Here is a 23,768-nt window from a genome sequence, read left to right as displayed (position 1 = left end):
CAATGAACGATCTGCAAGCCGTCCTTGACCACGCCGATGCCCATATGGACGACAGCCTGGAGCGTCTGTTTGAGCTTATCCGCATCCCCTCGGTCTCGACCGTGGACGCCCACGCCGATGACTGCAAAGCAGCGGCGGTCTGGCTGACCGATCAGCTGAGCGAATTGGGCTTTGACGCCTCGGTGCGTGCCACCGATGGTCACCCGATGGTGGTGGGCCACAACAAAGGTGCCGATGGCCCCCATGTTCTGTTTTACGGCCACTACGATGTGCAACCGGTGGACCCGCTGGATCTGTGGAACACGGACCCCTTTGAACCTACCCTTGTGCCCGCCCCCGATGGTGACACCCATATCACCGGGCGCGGCGCGTCGGACGACAAGGGCCAGCTACTTACCTTCGTGGAGGCGTGTCGCGCTTGGAAAGCCGTCACGGGCCGCCTGCCGATCAAGGTCTCTATGTTGTTTGAGGGCGAAGAGGAATCCGGTTCCAAAAGCCTCGGCCCTTTCCTTGAGGCAACGAAAGAAGAGCTGCGCGCCGACGTGATGATGGTCTGTGACACCGATATGTGGGACCGCGAAACCCCCGCGATCACCACCATGTTGCGCGGCATGGTAGGTGAAGAGTTTACCATCACAACCGCCGACCGTGACCTGCATTCCGGCATGTTTGGCAACGCCGCACGCAACGCACTGCAAGTGGCCTCGGACGCGCTTTCGAGCCTGCGCACAGCGGATGGCGGCGTGGCGATTGAGGGGTTTTATGACGGGGTGCAAGACCTCGCCCCAGAAATCCGCGCCCAATGGCAAAGCCTGCCGTTTGATCAAGAGGGCTTCCTTGGGGATGTGGGCCTCAGCATCCCGGCGGGCGAAAGCGCCTATTCGATTATGGAGCAGGTCTGGGCCCGTCCCAGCTGTGAAATTCACGGAGTGATCGGCGGCTATACCGACCCCGGCTTTAAAACCGTGATCCCGGCGCAGGCTACGGCAAAAGTGTCATTCCGTCTGGTGGCCGGCCAAGATCCTTTCCGCATCCGCGATACCTTCCGCGACCATATCCGTGCCCATGTACCCGCCGATTGCTCGGTCGAATTCACCTCCCATGGGGCCAGCCCGGCACTGTCCCTGCCGCTCGATAGCCCCTATCTGGCCGCCACGCGCGACGCTTTGGGGCAAGAGTGGAACACCGAAGCCGCCTTGGCGGGCACCGGCGGCTCCATCCCGATTGTGGGGGAGTTCAAACGCCAATTGGGCATGGACACGCTGCTGGTGGGCTTCGCGCGTTTTGACAACCGCATTCACAGCCCGAACGAGAAGTACGACCTTTCCAGCTTCAAGGGCGGTATCCGGTCCTTCATCCGCGTCCTCGCCGCCCTGTCCGAGGTTGAAACCGCGTGACGCCTGCCCTGCCCGTTTTGATTGATACAGACCCCGGCCTCGATGACGCGGTGGGTATCCTTTATGCGCTGGCCTGCGGGCGGTTTTCCATCGCGGCCATAACCGCTGTGGCGGGCAACATCGGGATCGAGACAACGACCCGCAACATCGGGCGGCTTTTGGCGGCAATGGCCCGCGAAGATGTCCCCTACGCGGCGGGGGCCGTTGGCCCCTTGCAGGGCGACGGCCTTGATGAGGTCGCGATCCACGGGAACGATGGCATGGGTGGCGTGGACCTACCCCCGCCGCTGACCTCGCCCGACGCCCGCGGTGCCACGGCGCGTCTCGACGAGGTGTTGGAGGCCGCACCTGCGGGGGCACACACCCTTTTGGCGCTTGGCCCGTTAACCAATCTGGTGCTGTTGGCCCACGACGCGCCCCAAGCCTACGCCCGCATCGGGCGCATCGTCGCCATGGGCGGCACGATCCATGAGCCGGGCAACGCCGGACCCTATGCCGAGTTCAACATCGCCAGTGATCCCTTGGCCGCGCAGTTGGTGTTCGACGGCCCCGTTCCGGTGACCCTGATCCCGTTGGATGTGACGCGAAAGCTGCGGGCGACGCCCGAAGACCTCGACCGTTTGGCCGCCCTCGGCACCGATGCGGCGCAGCTGTCTGCTGACCTGATCCGCGCCTATTTTCATGGTAATGCCGATCGCGCCTCGCGCCCGTTGCACGACCCTTGCGTGATGCTGATGGCCCTGCATCCCGAGCTTTTCGGCGTGGAGAAGATGCGCCTTTCGGTCGATACGACCGAGCATCCCGGCCGTTTGTCGCAATCGCAAAACGGTGCGCTTGTGGACGTAGCCATGACCATCGACGCGCCCGCCGCGTTGGAGGCCCTTTGGCGCGGGCTTGGTACCGCTTAGGCGGGCAATTCCGCCTCTACCAGCCGCGTCCAGAACGCCATGCCCGGCGCGATGGCAGCATCGTTGAAGTCGTAGCCGGTGTTATGGTGCAACGCGCCGTCCACCGCCGGACCGTTGCCCAACCAAACGTAGCATCCCGGCACGTCTTGCGAGAAAAACGCAAAGTCATCCCCTGCCGTGGATGGCGGAAATTCCGTGCGGATGCGGTCATGTCCTAGGGCCGTTTGCGCCGCAGACAACGCCCGCGCCGCGGTGTCGGCATCGTTCACCACTGGCGGAATGCGACGTGTGAAACTGTAGCTTGCCGTGACCCCAAAGGCCGCCGCGATACCGTGGGCGACGGCGCCAATCTCGGCCTCTAGCTGATCGCGAACCTCGGGCGTATAGGCCCGCGCAGTCCCCGCAACCCGTGCCGTGTTGGGGATTACGTTCAGCGCCTTGAAATCCCCCGCCTCCAGCGCACAGGCGCTAACTACGGCGGGCTGCAACGGGTCCACAACACGCGCCACAATCGCGTGGATCGCGGCCAGAAACTGCCCCGCGGCCGTAATCGGATCGCGACCCAGATGCGGTTTCGCGCCGTGGGTACCAACGCCTGTAAACGTGACCTCCCAACTATCGGAAGAGGCCAATTGCGGTCCGCTCACCACCGCCATTTCATCGGGATCGAGACCGGGCATATTGTGAAGGCCATAGACGCGGTCCACGGGAAATTTGTCGTAAAACCCATCGTCAATCATCGCCTTCGCGCCCCCGCGCCCCTCTTCCGCAGGCTGGAAGATGAAATGTACCGTGCCCGAGAAATTTCGCGTCGCAGCCAGATGCCGCGCGGCCCCCAGGAGCATGGTTGTGTGCCCGTCGTGGCCGCAGGCGTGCATTTTCCCGGCTTGGGTGGATTTATGGGGCGGATTGCCTGTCTCTGGCATCGCGAGGGCGTCCATATCGGCGCGAAGCGCGATACGCCCGGTCCCATTGCCTACGGTCAACGTCCCCACAACGCCGGTTTTGCCAAGGCCACGATCCACGGTAATGCCTGCCTCTGTCAGCTTCTGGGCGACGATCTCCGCTGTGCGCTCTTCCTCAAACCCCAGTTCCGGGTGCGCGTGCAGATCATGGCGCAGGGCCACCAACATGGCGTGTTCATCAGCTTCAATGGTGAGGGGCGCAGACATGGCTTGCCATTCCTTTGTGTCCTATACGACAACATGTCTGACCCATCCCCGCGACCGACACAAGGAGCCAACCGATGCGCTTGGAACCCCACGCCTTTTGGCAGCACCTCGACGCCCCCGGCACCCATGCGACAGCCCCCGGCACAGTGTTTCGCGGCGCCTATCCGGCAACCCTGCCCGATGGGCGGCAAATGCTGCTGCCAATCCGGGATTTGCCCGGTGGCGCGGGGGCTGTCGCCTCGCTCATCGTGAACCAGGCCTCCTTTCGTGTGGAGGACGCGTTGGCGGACGCCATGGCGGCACAGTGGCAGGACACGGCACCCGATGTGGTTGTGGGGGTGCCGACCCTGGGCCTACCGATGGCAAACGCGCTTGCGCGGCGGTTGGGCCATGACCGCATGGTGCCCTTGGGCACGTCACGGAAGTTTTGGTACGACGATGCGTTGTCCGAACCGATCAGCTCCATCACCTCCCCCGGTAAGGGAAAGACTATTTACCTTGATCCCCGCATGGTGCCGCTACTGAGCGGGCGCAAAGTGCTGCTGGTGGATGATGTGGTTAGCACTGGGACCTCTCTCGCGGCTGTATTGCGCCTGTTGGCGAAGGCCGGGATAGAGCCCGCTGGCATTGGCGTCGCCATGGAACAGGGCACACGGTGGCACCAGACCCTGCCCCAAGCCGAGCGCCTCAGGGGCGCGATAAAATCCCCTCTCCTTAAGGCGTCTGGCGATGGCTATGTCGTGGCGACCTAGTGCGGGCGGTGAGGCTACAACGGATTTCGCCCCCCCCAAAAAACGCAGGCTGCCCCGTTGTCCGCCCCCTGTTGCCCACAGCTTCGGCAGAAATCAGGAAAATAAACTGCGTTAACCTTTTCGTCATAGTTACGCCCAATTTTTTGTGAATTACTGATAAAAGCAACGCCGCTACCCCGTCTGCAATCTGAGGGTCGGCCAGAATAAAAAGAGGTGTGTCAGTGAGAATTCTAGCGGTCGACGATGATCCTATCGCTTTGGAGCTTATGAAAGTGCTCCTGAAGCAAGCTGGTCATAAAAACGCAGTCTTTGCGGAGTCGAGCGCGGAGGCGCTGGATATCCTGCGCAGGTCTCGCAAGGGTTACGACTGCCTGATTTTCGATATCAACATGCCGGACATGGATGGGATCGAACTGTGCGCCGAAGTCCGCACCATGCCGAAATTTGCACGCACGCCGGTTCTTATGCTGACGGCACGGTCTGACTTTGCCGCAATTGCCGAAGCGTTCCGGGCGGGTGCGAATGATTACGTGACCAAGCCGTTTGACGTGGCTGACATCAACTCTCGCCTCGATGTTGCGATCCGCATGAGCAAGTCTCAGGAAATGCTGCCGATCCTTCAGACCATCGAGGCGAAGCCTGACGAAGCCTTGGGCGCACATCCCTTCAAGGTTTCCGAGCCTGTGAAGCTGCCTGTCGAAAGTGGTCTGATTGATAGCTTTTCGCTTGGGAACTACCTTGCGAAGCTGACGAAGATACGGGTCAAAAGCAGCATCGTGTTCGCCATCAAAGTGGCGAATATCCAGTCGCTGTATCTAAGCTGCACGACCAGCGAATTCACCTCGATCCTGAGTGATGTGTCACAGGCGATTTACGACGCAACAGAGAACCCGCATACGCTAAGCTCTTATATTGGCGACGGGAATTTCATCTGCATCACCCGTGAAGATATCTTGGAAACTCAACCCGATATCGGGCGGAAGGTAGAGGCCATCTATGGCCGTCTTGCCCGGGCGCATGAAGATCGCGACATTCGCGAGGTTACCTTTAAGGCTGGCCGCGCAATCCGCCCCAATGGCAGCCGATCGCACCGTGTGAAACCCACGATCAACCGCGCCCTTTCGGCCCTGGATCGCACGGCCGAGGTCCGCTCTGCCTAACGGCGTGATCACACCGGAACGGGCCGCATGCAGGCGGCCCTAGCCCGACGTCTTTTTCACGAATTGGGATTTCAGCCCCATCGGGCCGATGCCGGGAACTTTACAATCAATATCGTGATCGCCGTCCACCAACCGGATGTTGCGCACCTTGGTGCCCACTTTCACGACCGATGATGTGCCCTTAACCTTCAGGTCCTTGATAACGGTGACAGTGTCGCCGTCTTCCAGCACATTGCCGACGCTATCGCGCACCTGCGGGGCCGCATCGTCGGGCGACCCTGCCGCCCATTCGTGGCCGCATTCGGGGCAATTCATCAAGGCATCCACTTGGTAGGTGAAGGCCGACGCGCATTCTGGGCAAGGCGGTAAAGTATCCATCATTTCCCACCTATAGGCCTGCCATTACCGCCCCGCCAGCACTTAACTTGGGCGATGCAGACGCCCATTTCGCACGTCACAGCATCGCGGGCTTTGGGGGGAACGCGTCTTGCGCCGGTTAGGGGTGAAACGGCGTTCGCAAGGCCGCCTCACTGCTGCCCGTAGACTGCGCCATCAGCCAACACGACCGTGTCCATCGCGATATCCCACGGCATCGGAAAGATCGTGTCCATAACGCAATCGGGAAAACCGACGCCGACGATCCTCGGGCGCGGGCGAAGTTGCGCCAAGGTCCGGTCGTAATATCCGCCGCCATTGCCAAGGCGAAAACAAGATCTGTCGACTCCAAGCAACGGCGAAATCACGATGTCGGGCGTTTCTTCGGACCCTTGGGCGGGGACGGGAATGTTCCAAATCCCCCGTGTCATCGCGCAATCCGGTGACCACGTCCGAAAAATCAGAGGGGCGTTCTTTTCGATGACCACAGGAAGCAACACCTCAGCCCCCGCGTCATGGGCCTGGTTCATCCACCCGCGCAAATCTGGCTCCCCCCGGATCGGCCAATAGACCGCGATCTTCTTACCGCTTTCCGGCCCGACGATCGGGGCGAGTGTTTCGGCCAGAGTTGCCGTCAACCGAGCGCGATCATCGGTGGACAGGCGCCGACGTGCAGCCATCAGCCGGGCGCGCTCGGCGGTGCGGAAACGCGCCACGTCCTGGGCCGTGGTGGGATCAATCGGCTCACCGTTTATCAGCAGATGGGCGGTACACGGGGCCGTTCCTCCGTGATCATCGTCCTCCATGATCGTGCCTTTCTGAGATGACAGCGGATAGGATGAATGTAGCCTGCTTCGCCCGCGTTCAGGGATCAAGCCCGACCGGATACATGCCCATCACTGCCCGCCCATAGAAAAGCGGGCACCTGTTTCCAGATGCCCGCCCAATTCGTTTTTCCGGTGCTCAATTACTTGAGTTCAGCGCGCTCGCTCTGCAAGCCGCGGAAGATGCAATAGCACATCACCAACAGCACAAGCGTGAACAATAGCCCTGTGGAAATGACCATGGACTGAAGCGCCGCAAGGCCACCGCCAATCAGCAAGGCAATCGCGACGGCACCTTCAAAGATGCACCAGAACACGCGCTGAGGAACAGGCGCGTCGACCTTGCCACCCGCAGTGATCGTGTCGATCACCAACGAGCCAGAGTCCGAGGATGTCACGAAGAACACGATGACCAACACGATGCCGATAAACGACGTGATGGAGGCCAAGGGAAGCTGTCCCAACATCTGGAACAACTGCCGGGGCAACTCTGCATCCTGTGCGCCGGTGAAGTTGTCCGTGATGACCTGATGGATCGCGGTGCCGCCAAAGATCGACATCCACGCGACGCACACGACGGATGGGATCAGAAGCACGCAGATGATGAACTCGCGCACCGAACGACCCCGGCTGACGCGGGCGATAAACATGCCCACGAAAGGTGACCAGCTGATCCACCACGCCCAATAGAACGCCGTCCAGCCTTGGCTGAAGTTGACGTCTTCGCGCCCGAATGGATTGGCAAGGGCGGGCAGGAACTCGACATACGCTTTCAGGCTATCCCAGAAGAAGGCGAACAAGAACGCCGTTGGCCCAACGATAAGCGTGAACACCGCCAACAAGCCCGCAAGGCCCATGTTGACCTCGGACAGGATCTTCACGCCGCCATCGAGACCACGGAGAACCGAAATCAGCGCAACGGCGGTGATCGCCGAGATCAAGATAACCTCGGTGGTGTTACCGATTGGAACGCCGAACAGCTCGTTCAGGCCCGCGTTGGCTTGAGTGGCACCGAAGCCCAGCGATGTCGCCAAACCAAAGAGCGTCGCGAATACGGCCAGAATGTCGATGATATGGCCCGGCCAACCGAAGACACGGTCCCCGAACAACGGGTAAAAAGCTGACCGGATCGTCAGGGGCAAGCCCTTGTTATAGCTGAACAACGCCAGCGCCAGACCGACGATCGCGTAGATACCCCAAGGGTGCAGCCCCCAGTGATAGATGGTGGCCGCCATGCCAAGGCGGATAGATGCCTCTGCATCGCCTGCCGCGCCGGTCAAAGGCGCCCAGTCCGAGCGAACCCCATCGGCCGATACGGCCCCGCCCATGGAAGACGAGAAATGCGACAGCGGTTCTGACACGCCGTAGAACATCAGGCCAATGCCCATCCCCGCTGCAAACAACATCGAGAACCAGCCGAGGTATGTGTAATCCGGCTTCGCCGTTGACCCGCCAAGGCGCACGCTGCCGAAGGGCGTAACAATCAACAATAGCGCGAAAATAACGACGATGTCAGCCGCGCCGATAAGGAACCAGTCGAAGTTCTTTGTGGTGAAGTCGAACATGGCCTGGAAGATCGCGCTCGCCTGTTCGGGCAACGCCAAAGTGAAGAACACAAAGGCCACGATAGCCGCGCCAGAAATGGCGAAAACCGGGTTGTGAATGTCAAAGCCAAACGGCCCAACAGACCCGTCGACGTTGTCTTGTCCTATCTCATATTCGGTGTCGATGACATCCGCGGCGCCTTGCGGCGCGGGTATGCCTTGGTTGGTACTTTCATCTGTCACGATAAAACCCTTTCCCGTGGTTTTTTATTTACAGGGGGATCAACAGCCGAGGCGCAACGATTGCACGAGGGAGCGGCACCTCATTTGCAAGTTGCGGCAATCGGGGAACCTAAGCCCCAAAGTTCCGAGCTGTATGACCGCCTTACCCGTTGGGTATCAGCTTTCCGCCAAAGTCGAAAGCAGATGCTTTTTTAGGCATTCATGCCCCGCACCCGGCCCTTAGTCGGCCATCGGAGGCCATGGTCACCCTCGGGTCACGCCACCAATGGCGGCTCAGGTGGTCGTCAAAAGGATGCTCGTTTCACTATTCAGGACACCTTCGACAAGGCGGACCTCTCTCAGCACGCTGTCGAATTTTGACAGGCTTTCCACCAATATTTCCGCGATCAGGTCCCACTTTCCGCTGGTTGTGTGCAGGGCGGTCAGCTCGGGCAACCCTCGTAATCGGTTAATCACCTGCGTGGTGTTTCGGCCCGACACTTCGATCATCATGATCGCGCGAATTTGGTGTTCGTCGTAATCCTCGCGCACCCGCGCCGTGAACCCCAGCAAAGCGCCCGAGGCCAATAACCGGTCCAAGCGCGTCTGCACCGTGGCCCGCGACACGCCCATGATGTCCGCCAGTTTTGACACCGGTGCCCGCCCATCCGCCCGTAGCAGGGCAATCAACTTCTGGTCCTGCGTGTCGAAGACGTATTTCGTTTCAGATGGCTCCATCACCACAGGCCTTACATTCTGCTAACTCAAGGTAAGCAATATGCACATTTTACCGCCAAAGTTATAGCCACTTCCCCATTTACCGCGAAAACTTTAAGGCGCACGCTGCACGCAGCCCCCCTAAATCGAGGTCCATCATGCCCGTGTCTCAACCCTCCAAGCTGGCCTTTGTGCCCTTCGTCAGCGTCGCGAACATGATGCAGCTGATTAACCGCATCGGCCTTTCTGATATGCTTTCGGGCGTGGCGACGTACATCGAGGAGGACTTTCGCCGGTGGGAGCTATTCGACAAGACCCCGCGCGTGGCCTCTCATTCCGACGTGGGCGTGATCGAGCTGATGCCAACCTCTGACGGAGAGGTTTACGGCTTCAAATACGTTAACGGCCACCCCAAGAACGCGGCCGAGGGGCTTCAGACCGTCACCGCCTTTGGCCTCCTGGCCGACGTGCAAACGGGCTATCCGGTGCTTTTGTCCGAAATGACCCTGCTCACCGCGCTGCGTACGGCCGCGACCTCGGCTTTGGTGGCGAAATACCTCGCGCCCGGAGGGGCCGACACGATGGCGCTAATCGGCAATGGTGCACAATCAGAATTTCAGGCGATGGCGTTCCGCGCAATCTGCGGCGTCACCAAACTGCGTCTTTACGACATCGACCCTGCGGCGACTGAAAAGGCCGTTCGCAATCTGCAAAATCAGGGGTTCGACATCACAATCTGCGAGACCGGCCAAGAGGCCGTGGAAGGCGCTCAGATCATCACAACCTGCACCGCAGACAAACAATATGCTACGATCCTGACCGACAACATGGTCGGCGCGGGCGTGCACATCAACGCAATCGGCGGCGACTGCCCCGGCAAAACCGAGCTGCACAAAGACATCCTCAGCCGTGCTGATGTGTTCGTGGAATACCCCCCTCAAACCCGGGTGGAGGGCGAAATTCAGCAGATGCCCGAAGATTTCCCCGTGGTTGAAATGTGGCAAGTGATTGCAGGCATCGCCCCCGGCCGCCGCAATCCGCGCCAAATCACCCTGTTTGATGGCGTCGGTTTCGCAACCGAGGACTTTTCGGCCCTGCGCTATCTACGGGACCAGCTCGACGCGACGGGGCTGTTTGAGGCGCTTGATATGATTGCAGACCCAGACGACCCGCGTGACCTTTTCGGCATGGTTCAACGCAACGCCGCCAACGCCTAGCCCCGCCTTTTGCCGTGGGTGTTATGGCCGTCTCGAGAGGACTGTGACATTTTACTCACAGTCTTGGGGTGGCCGTTTTTGGGGAAAGTAGGAATTGGAAAACGCAGCGTTTTGTTAACCATTTTACCTTTCCAACCAAAAGTTTCGGACAACTTGTCTAAAAAATGCTAATAATTCCAGTATACAAGCACACAGACGGCCAAAGCGCATAGATTTTAAGCTCAATCACTTGCGTTTAACGGGCCCCGAGTGTCGACCGAACGCGCGCTCTAGGGTGACTCCGATCAAGACGCCAGCCCGTTAAAATAAGCTCTTGTCTAACAATCAGTTGCCCGCTTCTCGGCGCGTAGCTATTATCAAAGAGTTGTTAACGATCATTCTTGACCCTTCGGCGAAGTTTCAAAGCCGAAGTAGGTGTCATGTTGCTGCTGAACCTGATGATCGGACTCAATCCATGAGATATTTTTGGGCCTTATTTCCTTACACTACGAACATCGTGTTTGTGGCAATGGCGATCATTGTTGGGCTGGTTCTGGACCGGTCCAACGTGAACCAACACTTGTCGGAGCAGCGCCTTCAAGTTCTTGAAGATGCCTATGAATTACAGGCCGCCCTAGAGCGCGAGATCAGCGAAAAGCTGTGGCTGACTGAAGGCTTGGCCTCGGTCATCACGGTTAGCCCGGATCTGGGCCAAGACGAATACGCCCGGTCGGCGGCGATCTTGGTGGAGAACACCGACAACGTCATCAACGTTGCCGCTTCGCCCGATATGGTAATCGAATTCATTTACCCAATCGAGGGTAATGAAGCCACGCTTGGCGTCGACCTGACACAGCAAGATCAACTTGTATCAGGCTTGCAGCAAGCCATTGATACCGGGGAAACCATTTTTACCGGACCGGTCGGGCTTTTGCAGGGCATGCAAGGATTCATCACACGGGCTGCGGTCTACATCGAAGGTGCCGAAGGGGGGGAGCCCGAACTTTGGGGCATCGTTTCCTTGGTGTTGGACGCAGGCGTGTTGTTTGAAACCGTCGGGCTTGGCGCGCCGGGCTTGGAAAATGCCTACGTCATTTATGATGGCGATGGCCTGCTTCTGGCAGGTGACGAGTCCATCATGGGGGTGGACCCGGTGGCGACCCGCGTGATTGCGCCGGGTGTGAATTGGGAACTGCTGGCCGCCCCCCGCGATGGCTGGTCCCTTTCCCCGCCCAACCGGATGGAAACATGGATTGTTCTGATCCTGATCACTTTGGGCTTGCTGGCCGTTTTCCGTATTTTGCGATGGGCGCTGAATCGCAAAGAAGTGGCTGAGACGCAGTTAGAAGAGGCGGTGGAAGCCTTGAGCGACGGCTTCGCGCTCTACGATCCCGATGGCAAGTTGACCATGTGCAACCAGACCTACCGGAATCTCTTTCCGCGGGCCGCAGACATTATGCAACCCGGTGTTTCCTTTGAGCAGATCCTGCGTCGCGGTATTGAAACGGGCCACTTCCCCAACGCCGAAGGCCGAGAGGAAGAATGGATCGCAGAACGCGTTGCCGCCCACCGCAACCCGACAGAACCCGTTGAATTCAAGATGCCCGATGGCCGCTGGCTGCGGGTGGAAGAACGCAAGACCGCCTCTGACCACGTGGCGGGTATCTTGGTTGACGTTACGCAACTTAAGGACGCCGTTGTTCGATCCGAGGCCGCCAGCGCCGCGAAGACCGACTTCCTGAACACCGTCAGCCACGAATTGCGCACCCCCCTATCGGTGATCCTCGGCTACAACTCTTTCATGAAGAACCTGAATACTTTGCCAAGCTATCGCTGGCTTCAGGGCGACATCGAAACCGATGAGCTGAATGCCCGGCTGACGACCTTTGCCAGGGACATCAAGAAGTTTTCGGATCAGATCGATACCTCGGGCAAACACCTGATGGCGTTGATTGCCAGTGTTCTTGATATTGCCGCGATCGAAGAAGGCACGCTGCAACTGCACCCCGAAAGCCTGAGCCTTGAGCAGACCCTAGATGAAGTCGGCACCCAACTTCAGGTCGTGGCGCAGAAGAAAGGTCTCGATCTAACGATCGATAATAATGTCAGCGACGTCTGGGCCGACCCTGTTCGCCTGCGTCAAATCCTGCTGAACATCATCGGGAACGCCTTGAAGTTCACCGAAGCGGGCTCGGTCACCGTCCGCAGCGAAAATGATCACGGCAAAACGCACATCATCATCACCGACACCGGACCCGGTATCGAACCCGAGGTTCTGGCCTCCATCTTTGACCGCTTTAAGCAGGCTGACGCAACGAGCAGCCGCAAGCACGGGGGCATCGGCCTTGGTCTTTCCATTGCCAAAGAGCTGACAGAACTTCACAAAGGCTCCATTGAAGTCGAAAGCCGTGTAGGTGAAGGGACGACCTTTAAAATCATCCTTCCGCTCCACGATCCGGAGCAAAATGGCGATAGAAAGCATGATGTTGCCAAGCAGCGAACAACACAATGCGCGTAGTTCGACTTAATTTGGCCCACTTCTCTAGCCAAATTTATGTTAAGAAGAGTGGTAAGGGGCAACGACCCCAATCGTGTGAAGAACGAGTAACTATCAAGTAGTTTTGAGGCAGGTTATGAATAAGTTCAGCAAAACAACGGTCTTGGCCTTGGCGTTTGGCAATTTGTTATTCGCTGGTGCGATCCCCGCCGTCTTGCACACATTTGTTCCGGCCGTTGCCATCAACTCGCCCGTCGGCTTCTTCGGCTACTTCCTCCTCTTTTTCTCTATCGTATCCATGATCTGTGTTGTCAGCTTGTGGATCGCCCACGCCAGCAGCCGCGCTGCGACGGACGCGCTTTTGGGCGGTTATGACGCCGCCATCGGAATGCGCGACAAAGCCATTAACCAACACACCATCGTTTGCGTCACGAACGCCAACGGCCAGCTGAAGTCCGTGAACGAAAACTTCGTTAAGGCGTTCGGCTACTCCCCTGCCGAGGTTTTGGGCAAGACGACAGAAATGCTCTACTTCAATGACGGCGCTGGTACTCCTTTCCCAGATGTGCTGGCCGTCGCAGGGCGTGGCGACATCTGGAAGGGCGAACAGCGCCTGAAGGCTAAGGACGGCTCTATCGTCTCTGTCGAAACCACGATCATTCCGCGTTTTGATGACCTCGGAAATCACATCGAAAGCATTTCGATCCGCACCGACCAAACCGCGGCCCGCTCCAAAGCCGCCAACGAAAGCCGTAACGCGGTAATCGAAGGCCTGCCAGATGGGGTCTTTGTGTATGATCCCGACACCTATAAAATCATCTACGTCAACGCCAACGGCCGCACGCGCCTGAAATGGTCTATGGATGAACTTGGCGACAAAACTATCTTCGACACCTTCAAGAAGTTCGATAAGGGCCTGTTCCGCCGCTATCTTGAGCCTCTGGAAACCGGTGCGGCAAAGCAGGTGACCCTTCAGGTCGATCACGACCTTGCCCCGATCGAGGTTCTGACCCACTTGGACATCGGCCCCAACGGCCGCCGGAGCCTGATCTCGGTTGTGCGCGACATCTCGGAACGCAAAGCAGCCGAGAAGCTGAAGCTGACCTCTGTTTCGACCGTGAGCCATGAATTGCGCACCCCCCTCACCTCGATCAAAGGGGCGCTTCGCCTTCTGGAATCCGGCGGGTTGGGCGACATGAGCGATAAAGCCAAGCACATGATCGCCATCGCCAACCGCAACAGCGACCGCCTACTGGCACTGGTGAACGACATTTTGGTTCTGGAAAAGATCGAAGCGGGCGAAATGACTGTTACCTGGCAAGAGGTTGATCTGCAAAAACTGCTGGTCGAGGCCGCCGAAAACCACGCCTCTTACGCCGAGCAAGCCAACATTCGTTTCGAAGTCGTGCCGTCGCAGTTTGACGCTGTGGTACAAGCCGATCCCGATCGCCTTATGCAGGTTTTGGCCAACCTGATGTCCAACGCGGCCAAGTTCTCTCCGCCAGAAGGATCGGTAAAGCTGCATCTGAAAGATGTGGGAGACGCCTGGCGCCTGTGCGTTGAAGATCACGGACCAGGCATTCCTGAGGCCGCCCGCAAGACGCTGTTCGACAGCTTCTTCCAAGTGACCGCGGACGCGCGCTATTCCCGCCCCGGCACCGGACTTGGCCTGACCATCTCCAAACGGATCATGGAGTTGCATGGGGGCTCGATTTCTTTCACGACCGAGCTAGATAAGGGCACGATCTTCCACTGCGACCTGAGAAAGCAAGCTGACACTCAAGTTCGCGCCGCATGACTAATCTAATTCCGTTTCCGGGCAAGACCCGAGGGCTGGGATCTAAGGGAACTTCTATGCCTGAACTGACGACTATTCTGCACGTAGACGATGATTTCGATATCCGGGACATCGTCCAAATGTCGTTGAGCCTGGACGATTCCCTGACCCTTCATCAATGCAGTTCCGGCAACGAGGCTTTGGACTACCTGCAAGCCGATCTGCCCGACCTTTTGCTACTGGACGTGATGATGCCCGGCATGACGGGACCTGAGCTGTGGGCGAAAGTCAAAGAGCTTCCGGGCGCTTATGCCAACATCCCCACGATTTTCATGACGGCCAAAGCCGAAGATTCCTTGTCGAAAGAACTGTTGGAACAAGGCGCCATTGGCGTCATCACCAAACCCTTCGATCCGATGTCCTTGGGCGATGACATTCGCGCGGTTTGGGCCAAGCAGTAACAACGCATTCGCGCATTCCGTACCTGTAGGCGGCGTCCTCGCGACGTAACGCAGGCCGGACCCGTGCCGCCTGCCCTACCCCTTGAACGCTGCCTCAAGTCACCCAGCCAGAGTGTTGAGATCTCTATCAGGCCCGTTGGTGAACAAAGTTTCGCCCAATTCATCAATTAATAATTAATTTAGATTCGAGCGGAATCAGAATGTGAACCCCAACTCACAAGAACTGCTCGACCAAAAAACGCCAATAACACCGGTGCAAAATCGGTGAAATAATAGGAATTGAGCCGTGAAACTTCTTGCTGTTGATGACGACCCCATCTTCCTGGACCTTCTCGTCACTACCCTTAAAGAATTGGGGTACGACAACATTACACCCGTCAAATCCGCGATGGAGGCCCTGCACGAACTGGCCGTTGCGACCGACCCGTTTGACTGCCTGTTGTTCGACATCCAGATGCCGGTAAAAAACGGCATCGACCTGACCAAAGAAGTCCGGCAGCAAGCGCGCTATGCCCATACGCCGATCATCATGATCACGTCGATGCAGCAGCGTGACTTCATTGACCAAGCCTATGCCGCCGGCGCGAATGACTATGTGGTGAAGCCGATCCAATCCTTGGAACTGGCCGCGCGCATTGGCATGGTACAGAAGGTTGCGGAACTGAATGATCAGGTCAAACACGCCGCTTCCAAAACCGGTCAAACCTACCGCTTCAGCGACGCGATCCCCCTGGAGCCGCGCGACAACATCCTTAATTACTTGGCGCTGGAAAACTATCTGTTGACCCTTGGCCGCCTGAGAATGTCGAACATCTGCGCCTTTGGCGTGTCTTTGGTTGGGGCCAGCGACCGTTTCGCCTCTGCGCCGATCGATGAATATACCGACATCCTGAACGACATTGCGGCAATCGTCGTGGATCACACGATCAAGTATCGTCCACTGATTTCCTACGCGGGCTCTGGCCGGTTTATCGTGGTGCTGCCACGGGCAATGGGTCTCGATACGGAAGACTTGGCGGCCTTCGTGAATGCCGAGCTGGAGTCGCTCTACACGTCCGTTTATCTGCCAGAAGAAATGGGCGCAGAAGTGCGGATGGGGCCGGTTCACCGCCCCCGTATGCTCAACGGCTTCTCTCCCAAATCGATGATAACCAAAGTGCTTGGCGGCATGAGCGATGAAGTGCAAGGTGCCCGTTACAAGCAACTCTGGAAAAGCGCAGCGTAACCATGGCCCCTCCCCTACCTCCCTCCAAGGCAGGCGATCAGTTTGCCAATGCTCTTGCACGGGTTCGGGCGCGGTTTGTGGAATCCATCCCCGACCGGCTGGAGGAAATCGGCTGTCAGTTTGAGCGTATCTCGGACGGCGAAGACCTTGCCGATTGTCTGCACGGTATCGAGCGTGAGTTGCACAAGGTTGCCGGGATTGCGGGCTCTATCGGGCTTGGTGAACTCGGGGCCAAAAGCGCCCGAGCTGAGGCAATGCTGATTGATGAACGCACGGGCGAGCCAAGCGCCGTCGGCGTGGAAAAGGTGTTTGAGGCGGTCGTTGACCTGACCGAAGACCTTAAAGCTGTGCAAGCCAACAGCCCCGCCTGACGACCTTTCCCTGCAAGAGACCTCCCAACAGAAAAAGGGCCGCCCATGGGACGGCCCCTTTGCATTTTTAGGCGTTCGCGCGTGGCCCTTAGTATTCCACGACCGCGCGGATCGACTTGCCTTCATGCATAAGATCGAAGCCGTGGTTGATCTCTTCCAACTTCAGTTTGTGGGTGATCATCGGGTCAATCTCGATCTTGCCGTCCATGTACCAATCCACGATCTTGGGCACATCCGTGCGCCCCGACGCGCCGCCAAAGGCAGTGCCACGCCAGCTACGCCCGGTGACCAATTGGAACGGACGGGTGCTGATTTCGGCACCTGCGGGGGCCACGCCAATGATGATGCTTTCGCCCCAGCCCTTGTGCGCAGCTTCCAGCGCCGTGCGCATGACCTGCACGTTGCCCGTGGCATCAAAGGTGTAATCCGCGCCGCCGCCGGTCAGTTCCACCAGATGCGCCACCAGATCGCCCTCTACCTTCGAGGGGTTGACGAAATCGGTCATGCCAAAGCGTTCGCCCATCTCGACCTTGCTGTCGTTCAGGTCCACGCCCACGATCTGATCCGCCCCCGCAAGGCGCAGGCCCTGGATCACGTTCAGGCCAATACCCCCCAATCCAAACACAATCGCGCGGCTACCGATTTCCACTTTGGCGGTGTTGATAACCGCACCAATGCCCGTTGTGACGCCACAACCGATGTAACAAATCTTATCAAACGGCGCGTCTTTGCGGACCTTTGCCAAGGCAATTTCCGGCACAACGGTGTGGTTCGCGAAAGTTGAGCAGCCCATGTAGTGATGGATCGGTGTCCCATCCAGCATCGAGAACCGCGTCGTGCCGTCCGGCAACAGCCCCGCGCCCTGGGTCGAGCGGATCGACTGGCACAGGTTGGTCTTCGGGTTGAGGCAGTACTCGCATTCCCGACATTCAGGCGTGTAAAGCGGGATCACGTGATCGCCCACTTCCAAGCTGGTCACGCCTTCGCCCACTTCGATCACCACACCTGCGCCCTCGTGGCCCAAAATGGCCGGGAAGATCCCTTCAGGGTCATCGCCCGAGCGGGTGAATTCATCGGTGTGGCACAAGCCCGTGGCTTTGATCTCGACCAAGACCTCTCCGGCGCGGGGGCCTTCAAGATTGACCTCCATAACCTCAAGCGGTTTTCCGGCGGCAACGGCGACGGCTGCGGTAGTTCTCATATCACATTCTCCCTTATTTGACTTGCCAGAAGTCAATGCATTCTCATCATCCGAGATCTTGTCTCAGGGCCAGTTGCATCGCATCCCCCTGCATTTCGGCGCCCACAAGCGCGTTCCGAAACCACAGTGAACCCAATCCGGCTGCTTGCGTTAATTGATAGCCAAATGCCCCGCCCCCTGCCACCGCAGAATTCACCGGTCGTCTTGCGTGGATCACTAGCGACCCACCCCGCCCTGTGCCAAAATGCGGCCACCCTCGTCCCATGAAGTAAAGCCAACCTATGCCCCCTTCCCCGATCCTCTGGAGCTTTCGCCGCTGCCCCTATGCCATGCGGGCCCGAGGGGCGATCTTGGCGGCGGACATCAAGGTGGAGCTGCGAGAAATCGTGCTACGCAACAAGCCAGAGGCGTTTTTGCAGACCTCGCCGTCGGCGACAGTACCCGCCCTGCGATTACCGGACCGGGTGCTGGACGAAAGCCTTGATATCATGATCTGGGCGTTGCAGCAAAACGACCCTGACCGTCTGCTCGATATGCCCGCCGACGGCATGACCTTGATCGAGACCAATGACGGCCCGTTCAAAGCCGCCCTCGATCACACAAAATACGCCTCTCGCCACCCGGACCTTGATCCAGACGCGGAACGTCAGACGGCGTCACGCTACCTTATGGCGCTAGAGACCCGGCTGGCAGAGAATGATTGGCTGTGCGGCGACCGGGCTATGTTGGCGGATCACGCAATCTGGCCCTTCGTGCGACAGTTCGCCAATACCGATCGCACTTGGTTTGACGCACAACCCTGGCCACGGCTGATTGCCTGGCTCGCCCGGTTCACGGACACCCCCCGGTTCACCGAGATCATGCCCAAATTCATCCCTTGGGCCGAGGGTGATGCACCCGTCTGGTTTGGCCGCGCCTAAACGGCGACGGAATGGCGCGCCGTGCTGTCTTGCAAGTAGGTGTCAAAGGCCGCCGCCGCGAGGCGCACCAAAGGCTGTCCCTTCTCTGTCATCGCCACCCTTCCGTCGCGTAGGGATAACAAGCCGTCCACGGCCATCTCTTGCAACTGCGGCAGGGCAGCCTCCCACCACCCCGCCGCCGCGCCGTGGCGCGCGCCAATGGCGTCTGCGTCCACGCATCCGTCGCACATCAACCGCTCAATCACATCGCCGCGCAAACGATCCTCTCCCACAAAGGGAAGCCCCTTGGCCACCGGTAGCCGCCCTTCCTCCACCGCGCGGGACCAAGCCCCTGTTTCCGCTATGTTTTGCACGTATCCCAAGGGCGTCCGCCCGATCGATGTGGCCCCCATTCCCACCATCGTTTCGGCCTGATCCGTGGTGTAGCCTTGGAAGTTCCGCCGCAGCGTGCCGTTGCCCGCCGCGATCGTCAGCGCGTCGCCGGGCAGCGCGAAGTGATCCAAGCCGATAGCGACATAGCCTTCCGCCACCAGCGCCCGCGCGGCTGCGGCGGCTTGGGCGGCGCGTTCCGGCGCTTTGGGCAGGCTTGCCTCGTCAATCATGCGCTGGTTCTTCGCCATCCACGGCACATGGGCGTAGCCAAACAGCGCGACCCGGTCCGGGCGCATGGCGGCGCTCAGCTTCACGGTTTCGACGATGCTGTCCACGGTCTGAAACGGCAGCCCATAAATCAGATCAAAGTTGATCCCCGACACGCCCCCTGCCCTGAGCTGATCCACACTTTTTCGCACCATTTCAGGAGGTTGCACCCGGTTAATCGCCTTCTGAACCCGTAGGTCGAACTCTTGCACGCCGAAGCTGGCGCGGGTGAAGCCCATCGCGCCGATCCGCGCGGCCATCTCTGCCGTCAAGGTGCGCGGGTCGCTTTCAATCGCTACCTCGGCATCGGGGGTGAAATCCCACCATTCGTGAACCTCCGCCATCAAGGCTTCCAGATCATCGGGGCTCAGGGCCGTCGGCGTGCCGCCACCCCAATGCAGATGCGAAACCGTCATCCTGTCTGGCAAAGCCTCAGCCGTTAGCGCGACCTCTTTCCGCAGCGTTTTCGCGTAGTTAGCGACGGGGTCGTACTTTGAGGCGAGCTTCATGTTGCACCCGCAGTACCAACACATCTGACGGCAAAACGGCACATGCAGATAGAGCGATATCGGGTCATGTCGATCCAGTTTACCTAGCCAATCTCGGTAGCGGGTTTGGGTAAATCCCTTCTGGAAATGCGGGGCCGTGGGATAGCTGGTGTAGCGCGGCGTGGCGCGGGTGGCGTAGCGTTGCAAAATAGGGTCCATCGGGCGCTCCTGCTGCTGGGGTGGTGGCGCTTGGCCGTTGGCGCCACCTTGCAATCGGCGCGGGCGCCGCGCTTTGACTCAGATCAACCGCGCGAATTGCGGCGGTTTCAAATGGCGTTTCCCGGCGGGTTTGATATCTGTGAGCCATGGTTAATCAGACAACAGACGCCTGTATCGGCATCGACGGCGGCGGCACCAATTGCCGGTTCGCCCTGCGCCTTGGCTCGCAGCGGTGGGATGTGAAATTGGCGGGGGCCAATGCCTCTACCGACTTTGATCGCGCCGTTGAAACCCTGCGTAGCGGCTTGGCTCAACTGGCTACTGCCGCCGGGATCAGCGACAGGCAAGCCGCTGAAATGCCAACGTTTATTGGCCTCGCGGGGGTCATGGATGCCGCTATGGGCGCAGCAATCGCCACGGCATTGCCGCAGAAAAACGTCGCCGTGGAGGACGACAAACGCACCGCCATGGTGGGCGCATTAGGGGCCTCGGACGGGTGCATTTTGGGGATTGGCACCGGCACCTTCATCGGCCGCCGCGCGGGCGGTGTGGATCGGCTGATCGGCGGATGGGGCTTGGTTTTGGGCGATGTCGCCTCAGGCGGATATTTGGGGCGTGGATTGTTAAGCCGAGTTTTGGAAGTGGAAGACGGCTTGCATCCCGCCAGTGAGTTGACGCGAGAGACATTGGCAGAGTTTACCTCGCCCGCGGCGATCGTGGGGTTCGCCGCCCGCGCCACGCCGGGAGATTTCGCTCGCTTTGCGCCCCGGATTGTGGAGGCCGCAAATGCGGGGGATATCAACGGCTTAGAGCTGGTTCAACAGGGCGCGGGACACATCGCGCGGCGGTTAGAGCATTTGGGCTGGCAAAGCGGTGAGAAGATCGTGCCGATTGGCGGCCTCGCGCCCCATTATGCACCGTTTTTGCCAGCCGAGATGGCGGTAAACATCGTGCCGCCAGAGGGCAGTTCCCTAGATGGGGCCCTTACCCTTGCGTCGCAGATGGGTCGGAATTAGCGGGACATAAGCCCACCAATTCCCATTTTATTTCAACGACCTACAAGGCGAAGCTCATACACCAGCCCAGGGACCATGCTGATCCTTGGCACCACTATCCAGACGCTCGAACCCGTGCAGACCAAAATGGTCGCGCTGGCCTTGGATCATATTCGCCGTACCGCGCGCCTGCCGCATGGTGTCGAAGTAGGCCAAGGCCGCGGACATGGCAGGCACGGGGAGCCCGGCACCGTTGGCCGCGATCACAGTTTCGCGCAGTGCACCGATGGTTTCTGCAAGGATATCAGCGAAATAGGGCGCAGCCATGAGGGTGCCATCGGGGGCCGTCTCGAAGGCTTCGGCCATGTCATCCAACATGGCAGAGCGGATGATACAGCCTGCCCGCCAATTGCGGGCGATCACCTCGGGCTTCAGGGACCAGTGAAACGCGCTAGCGGCGGCGCGAAGCATGTCGAAGCCCTGCGTGTAACAGAGGACTTTTCCGCAGGTCAGCGCCGCTTCGAGTATATCAATTGGTATATCAATTTCGTTAACGCCGCCGAAGGTCTCGGCCAAATCTGACCGCAACCCGCGCTGCGCGGACATGTTGCGGGCGGCGACGGCGGCCTCGATCACCGGGATCGGCGTGCCCAGATGTTGCGCCTCGATCGCGGTCCAGCGCCCGGTGCCTTTCTGGCCCGCCGCATCGACGATCACGTCCAAAAGCGGCGCGTCTGTCGCCGCGTCATGGGCACGGGCGACGGCGGCAGAGGTCTCGATCAAGTAAGAGCTCAGTCGCCCCTTGTTCCAATCGGCAAAAATCTCGCCCGTGGCAGCCGCATCCATCGACAGACCGTCGCGCATCAACCCGTAGACCTCGGCGATCAGCTGCATGTCCGCATATTCGATCCCGTTGTGGACCGCCTTCACGAAATGCCCGGCCCCGTTTTCGCCCATCAGATTAGCGCAGGGCGTGTCTTCAAACTTCGCAGCGATGGCAGTCAGGATCGGTTCCACCCGCGCCCAATGGGCCGGATCGCCGCCGCCCATGATCGCAGGGCCGTGGCGCGCGCCCTCTTCCCCGCCAGAGACACCGATGCCCAGAAACGGCCGCGTAAGATCCTCCATCCGGCGGATCGTGTCCCGGAAATTCGCGTTGCCCGCGTCGATCACCATGTCGTCGGGGTCAAGGAACGGGTCCAGCGCCGCAATCTGTTGATCCACGGGCGCCCCGGCGGGCACCATCAGGATGATGGCGCGCGGGCCTATCAGCGCGGTGGTCAGCTCCTCTAGCGTATCAGTGGCGACGACATTGGCAGCTAAGTCTCCGGCCTCTTTCACGAAAGCCTGCGTGGTGGCGGCGGTGCGGTTCCAAACCGCGACCTTAAAGCCCTTCTCGGCAATGTTAAGCGCCAGCGCCGAGCCCATCGTCCCTAGCCCGATCAATCCGATGTCTGCTTTATCCATGTCGCGTCCCCTCAAGTTTCCTCACATCAAGGCGACTTGGTGCGGAATTGCAAGATGAGGCCCAGAGGAAATGCAGCGCCAAGACCCAGAAACGAAAAACGCGCCCTGCAGAGGGGCGCGCTTTCGAAGTGGCAGCTTAGTAACGTCTGGATCAGGCAGCTTCGGCCTGATTGCGGCGTTCGCTTTCTTCACGGCTCAGTGCCACAGAAGTCCGAACCCCGTTTGCTACGAAGGCCATGAGGCCGTTCACAACTCTTTCATTCGGGTCAATACCCGCGCAGGACAGGACTTCCCGTCCATCGCGCGAACGCGCCCAACGAGCGATTTGCTCTGGACCATTCCCGTATTTCTTGTCATCGGCTATCGCATCATCCAACGCTGCCAAAACAACCGCGGCGAAAAGTTTTCGCGCCCGTGTGCCTTGTTCAAAGTTGAAAGCGGTTCCGTCAACGAAATCGCGCATTTCGCTTCCTTTTTATTGCTCTTGCATTTTTGGCGTGCCGCTTGTTATGCCCAGATTCTGTGCTGTTTAGGGATGCAAATATCACATATGTGGTATGCACCCCCTGCATGGCTCGCCGTTCTCGCGCACAGTTTCCGGTGTATGGACACCCTCTCAGAGCCCAGATATAGGTTGCGTCAACAATTTCTCAAGGTTTTGCCAAGGTTTTGACACATGCCGAAAATTAACGGAAACGAGATTCGCCCAAGCAATGTACTTGAACATAATGGCGGTTTGTGGGCCGCCGTGAAGGTGGATCATGTAAAACCCGGCAAAGGCGGCGCTTTTGCTCAGGTCGAGTTGCGCAATCTTCGTAACGGCTCAAAGCTGAACGAACGGTTTAGGTCCGCGGACAAAGTAGAGCGGGTTCGACTCGAACAGAAAGATCAGCAATTCCTTTACGAATCCGACGGAATGCTGGTGTTTATGGACGCCGAAACCTACGAACAGATCGAATTGCCGGCCGAGTTGTTGGGCGAACGCCGCCCCTTCTTGCAAGACGGCATGACCATCGTGGTCGAATTCCACGAGGAAGAGGCGCTGAACGCCTCGCTCCCGCAAAAAGTGGTCTGCAAGATCGCAGAGACTGAGCCGGTAGTAAAAGGTCAGACGGCGGCGAACTCGTTCAAGCCCGCGATCCTGGAAAACGGCGTCAAAGTGATGGTGCCGCCTTTCGTGGGTCAGGACGAAGAGATCGTGGTGAACACCGAAACGATGGAATATTCCGAGCGCGCCTAAG

General features: G+C 59.0%; 22 protein-coding genes. 13 read left to right on the top strand and 9 right to left on the bottom strand.

The annotated features are described in order from the left end of the window. Nucleotides 1-2 precede the first annotated feature (2 nt). Nucleotides 3-1,397 (top strand): M20/M25/M40 family metallo-hydrolase, encoded by a 1,395-nt coding sequence (locus K3728_06340; GenBank protein UWQ96831.1) that lies wholly within the window; start codon nt 3-5, stop codon nt 1,395-1,397. An 8-nt stretch (nt 1,398-1,405) separates the two neighbouring features. Beyond that, on the top strand, nt 1,406-2,305 hold the full coding sequence (locus K3728_06335; GenBank protein UWQ97473.1) for a nucleoside hydrolase: 900 nt from the start codon (nt 1,406-1,408) through the stop codon (nt 2,303-2,305). Here K3728_06335 and K3728_06330 read toward each other — a convergent pair. Beyond that, complete coding sequence (locus K3728_06330) at nt 2,302-3,477, bottom strand: amidohydrolase (GenBank protein ID UWQ96830.1); 1,176 nt, start codon at nt 3,475-3,477, stop codon at nt 2,302-2,304. The two genes, K3728_06335 and K3728_06330, sit on opposite strands and share 4 nt — an antisense overlap. A 74-nt stretch (nt 3,478-3,551) precedes the next feature. On the opposite strand from K3728_06330, the gene K3728_06325 reads away from it, so the two are divergent. Together K3728_06325 and K3728_06320 are read left to right on the top strand one after the other, a co-directional pair. Next, nucleotides 3,552-4,229, top strand: a complete 678-nt coding sequence (locus K3728_06325; GenBank protein ID UWQ96829.1) for a phosphoribosyltransferase — start codon at nt 3,552-3,554, stop codon at nt 4,227-4,229. A 221-nt stretch (nt 4,230-4,450) separates the two neighbouring features. Continuing rightward, nucleotides 4,451-5,389 (top strand): response regulator, encoded by a 939-nt coding sequence (locus K3728_06320; GenBank protein UWQ96828.1) that lies wholly within the window; start codon nt 4,451-4,453, stop codon nt 5,387-5,389. A 39-nt stretch (nt 5,390-5,428) separates the two neighbouring features. Here the strand turns inward: K3728_06320 and K3728_06315 are convergent, their stop codons facing one another. The 4 genes from K3728_06315 to K3728_06300 form a co-directional block, all read right to left on the bottom strand. Then, complete coding sequence (locus K3728_06315) at nt 5,429-5,767, bottom strand: alkylphosphonate utilization protein (protein ID UWQ97472.1); 339 nt, start codon at nt 5,765-5,767, stop codon at nt 5,429-5,431. 149 nt (nt 5,768-5,916) lie between these two features. Continuing rightward, nucleotides 5,917-6,570, bottom strand: coding sequence for a 5-formyltetrahydrofolate cyclo-ligase (locus K3728_06310; GenBank protein ID UWQ96827.1), 654 nt, complete (start codon nt 6,568-6,570; stop codon nt 5,917-5,919). Nucleotides 6,571-6,731: 161 nt separating this feature from the next. After that, the gene (locus K3728_06305) at nt 6,732-8,375 is read right to left on the bottom strand and encodes a BCCT family transporter (GenBank protein UWQ96826.1); all 1,644 of its coding nucleotides are present in this window, start codon (nt 8,373-8,375) and stop codon (nt 6,732-6,734) included. Nucleotides 8,376-8,648: 273 nt separating this feature from the next. Further along, nucleotides 8,649-9,092, bottom strand: coding sequence for an Lrp/AsnC family transcriptional regulator (locus tag K3728_06300; protein ID UWQ97471.1), 444 nt, complete (start codon nt 9,090-9,092; stop codon nt 8,649-8,651). A 137-nt stretch (nt 9,093-9,229) separates the two neighbouring features. Here K3728_06300 and K3728_06295 point away from each other — a divergent pair, with 137 nt between their 5' ends. From K3728_06295 to K3728_06270, 6 genes are all read left to right on the top strand, one after another. Next, complete coding sequence (locus K3728_06295) at nt 9,230-10,288, top strand: ornithine cyclodeaminase (protein ID UWQ96825.1); 1,059 nt, start codon at nt 9,230-9,232, stop codon at nt 10,286-10,288. A 454-nt stretch (nt 10,289-10,742) separates the two neighbouring features. Beyond that, nucleotides 10,743-12,785, top strand: a complete 2,043-nt coding sequence (locus tag K3728_06290) for a PAS-domain containing protein (protein UWQ96824.1) — start codon at nt 10,743-10,745, stop codon at nt 12,783-12,785. A gap of 115 nt (nt 12,786-12,900) precedes the next feature. Beyond that, the gene (locus K3728_06285) at nt 12,901-14,562 is read left to right on the top strand and encodes a PAS domain-containing sensor histidine kinase (protein UWQ96823.1); all 1,662 of its coding nucleotides are present in this window, start codon (nt 12,901-12,903) and stop codon (nt 14,560-14,562) included. 65 nt (nt 14,563-14,627) lie between these two features. Next, a complete protein-coding gene (locus K3728_06280) occupies nt 14,628-15,002 on the top strand; it encodes a response regulator (GenBank protein ID UWQ97470.1) in 375 nt (124 codons plus the stop codon). Nucleotides 15,003-15,288: 286 nt separating this feature from the next. Next, the gene (locus K3728_06275) at nt 15,289-16,227 is read left to right on the top strand and encodes a response regulator (protein UWQ96822.1); all 939 of its coding nucleotides are present in this window, start codon (nt 15,289-15,291) and stop codon (nt 16,225-16,227) included. Nucleotides 16,228-16,229: 2 nt separating this feature from the next. Next, entirely contained in the window at nt 16,230-16,598 is a 369-nt protein-coding gene (locus K3728_06270) for an Hpt domain-containing protein (protein ID UWQ96821.1), read from the top strand. 88 nt (nt 16,599-16,686) lie between these two features. On the opposite strand, the gene K3728_06265 is transcribed toward K3728_06270, so the two are convergent. Further along, nucleotides 16,687-17,799 (bottom strand): S-(hydroxymethyl)glutathione dehydrogenase/class III alcohol dehydrogenase, encoded by a 1,113-nt coding sequence (locus K3728_06265; GenBank protein UWQ96820.1) that lies wholly within the window; start codon nt 17,797-17,799, stop codon nt 16,687-16,689. Between the two features lie 281 nt (nt 17,800-18,080). Here K3728_06265 and K3728_06260 point away from each other — a divergent pair, with 281 nt between their 5' ends. After that, a complete protein-coding gene (locus K3728_06260; GenBank protein ID UWQ96819.1) occupies nt 18,081-18,719 on the top strand; it encodes a glutathione S-transferase in 639 nt (212 codons plus the stop codon). Here K3728_06260 and hemN read toward each other — a convergent pair. After that, nucleotides 18,716-20,065, bottom strand: a complete 1,350-nt coding sequence (hemN, locus tag K3728_06255; GenBank protein UWQ96818.1) for an oxygen-independent coproporphyrinogen III oxidase — start codon at nt 20,063-20,065, stop codon at nt 18,716-18,718. The genes K3728_06260 and hemN overlap by 4 nt on opposite strands. A gap of 146 nt (nt 20,066-20,211) precedes the next feature. Between hemN and K3728_06250 the strand changes: the two genes are divergently transcribed. Next, on the top strand, nt 20,212-21,081 hold the full coding sequence (locus tag K3728_06250) for an ATPase (GenBank protein ID UWQ96817.1): 870 nt from the start codon (nt 20,212-20,214) through the stop codon (nt 21,079-21,081). Nucleotides 21,082-21,135: 54 nt separating this feature from the next. On the opposite strand, the gene gndA is transcribed toward K3728_06250, so the two are convergent. After that, the gene (gene gndA / locus K3728_06245) at nt 21,136-22,527 is read right to left on the bottom strand and encodes an NADP-dependent phosphogluconate dehydrogenase (GenBank protein ID UWQ96816.1); all 1,392 of its coding nucleotides are present in this window, start codon (nt 22,525-22,527) and stop codon (nt 21,136-21,138) included. Between the two features lie 151 nt (nt 22,528-22,678). Continuing rightward, the gene (locus K3728_06240) at nt 22,679-22,990 is read right to left on the bottom strand and encodes an elongation factor P (GenBank protein ID UWQ96815.1); all 312 of its coding nucleotides are present in this window, start codon (nt 22,988-22,990) and stop codon (nt 22,679-22,681) included. 213 nt (nt 22,991-23,203) lie between these two features. Between K3728_06240 and efp the strand changes: the two genes are divergently transcribed. After that, nucleotides 23,204-23,767, top strand: coding sequence for an elongation factor P (gene efp / locus K3728_06235; GenBank protein UWQ96814.1), 564 nt, complete (start codon nt 23,204-23,206; stop codon nt 23,765-23,767). The last annotated feature ends 1 nt before the right edge of the window (nt 23,768 follow it).

The sequence above is a fragment of the Rhodobacteraceae bacterium M385 genome (assembly GCA_025141835.1).
In the GTDB taxonomy this organism is placed as follows: Bacteria; Pseudomonadota; Alphaproteobacteria; order Rhodobacterales; family Rhodobacteraceae; genus Gymnodinialimonas.
Note: the sequence above shows the minus strand (reverse complement) of the source record. Positions and strands in the feature narration are given on the sequence as shown.

Excerpts from the sequence above, each read along its gene's own strand:
- K3728_06310 (UWQ96827.1), bottom strand. The coding sequence starts at position 6,570 with ATGGAGGACGATGATCACGGAGGAACGGCCCCGTGTACCGCCCATCTG.
- K3728_06340 (UWQ96831.1), top strand. The coding sequence starts at position 3 with ATGAACGATCTGCAAGCCGTCCTTGACCACGCCGATGCCCATATGGAC.
- K3728_06330 (UWQ96830.1), bottom strand. The coding sequence starts at position 3,477 with ATGTCTGCGCCCCTCACCATTGAAGCTGATGAACACGCCATGTTGGTG.
- K3728_06285 (UWQ96823.1), top strand. The coding sequence starts at position 12,901 with ATGAATAAGTTCAGCAAAACAACGGTCTTGGCCTTGGCGTTTGGCAAT.
- K3728_06260 (UWQ96819.1), top strand. The coding sequence starts at position 18,081 with ATGCCCCCTTCCCCGATCCTCTGGAGCTTTCGCCGCTGCCCCTATGCC.
- hemN (UWQ96818.1), bottom strand. The coding sequence starts at position 20,065 with ATGGACCCTATTTTGCAACGCTACGCCACCCGCGCCACGCCGCGCTAC.
- K3728_06300 (UWQ97471.1), bottom strand. The coding sequence starts at position 9,092 with ATGGAGCCATCTGAAACGAAATACGTCTTCGACACGCAGGACCAGAAG.
- K3728_06295 (UWQ96825.1), top strand. The coding sequence starts at position 9,230 with ATGCCCGTGTCTCAACCCTCCAAGCTGGCCTTTGTGCCCTTCGTCAGC.
- efp (UWQ96814.1), top strand. The coding sequence starts at position 23,204 with ATGCCGAAAATTAACGGAAACGAGATTCGCCCAAGCAATGTACTTGAA.
- K3728_06250 (UWQ96817.1), top strand. The coding sequence starts at position 20,212 with ATGGTTAATCAGACAACAGACGCCTGTATCGGCATCGACGGCGGCGGC.
- K3728_06270 (UWQ96821.1), top strand. The coding sequence starts at position 16,230 with ATGGCCCCTCCCCTACCTCCCTCCAAGGCAGGCGATCAGTTTGCCAAT.
- K3728_06290 (UWQ96824.1), top strand. The coding sequence starts at position 10,743 with ATGAGATATTTTTGGGCCTTATTTCCTTACACTACGAACATCGTGTTT.
- gndA (UWQ96816.1), bottom strand. The coding sequence starts at position 22,527 with ATGGATAAAGCAGACATCGGATTGATCGGGCTAGGGACGATGGGCTCG.
- K3728_06265 (UWQ96820.1), bottom strand. The coding sequence starts at position 17,799 with ATGAGAACTACCGCAGCCGTCGCCGTTGCCGCCGGAAAACCGCTTGAG.
- K3728_06325 (UWQ96829.1), top strand. The coding sequence starts at position 3,552 with ATGCGCTTGGAACCCCACGCCTTTTGGCAGCACCTCGACGCCCCCGGC.
- K3728_06315 (UWQ97472.1), bottom strand. The coding sequence starts at position 5,767 with ATGGATACTTTACCGCCTTGCCCAGAATGCGCGTCGGCCTTCACCTAC.
- K3728_06240 (UWQ96815.1), bottom strand. The coding sequence starts at position 22,990 with ATGCGCGATTTCGTTGACGGAACCGCTTTCAACTTTGAACAAGGCACA.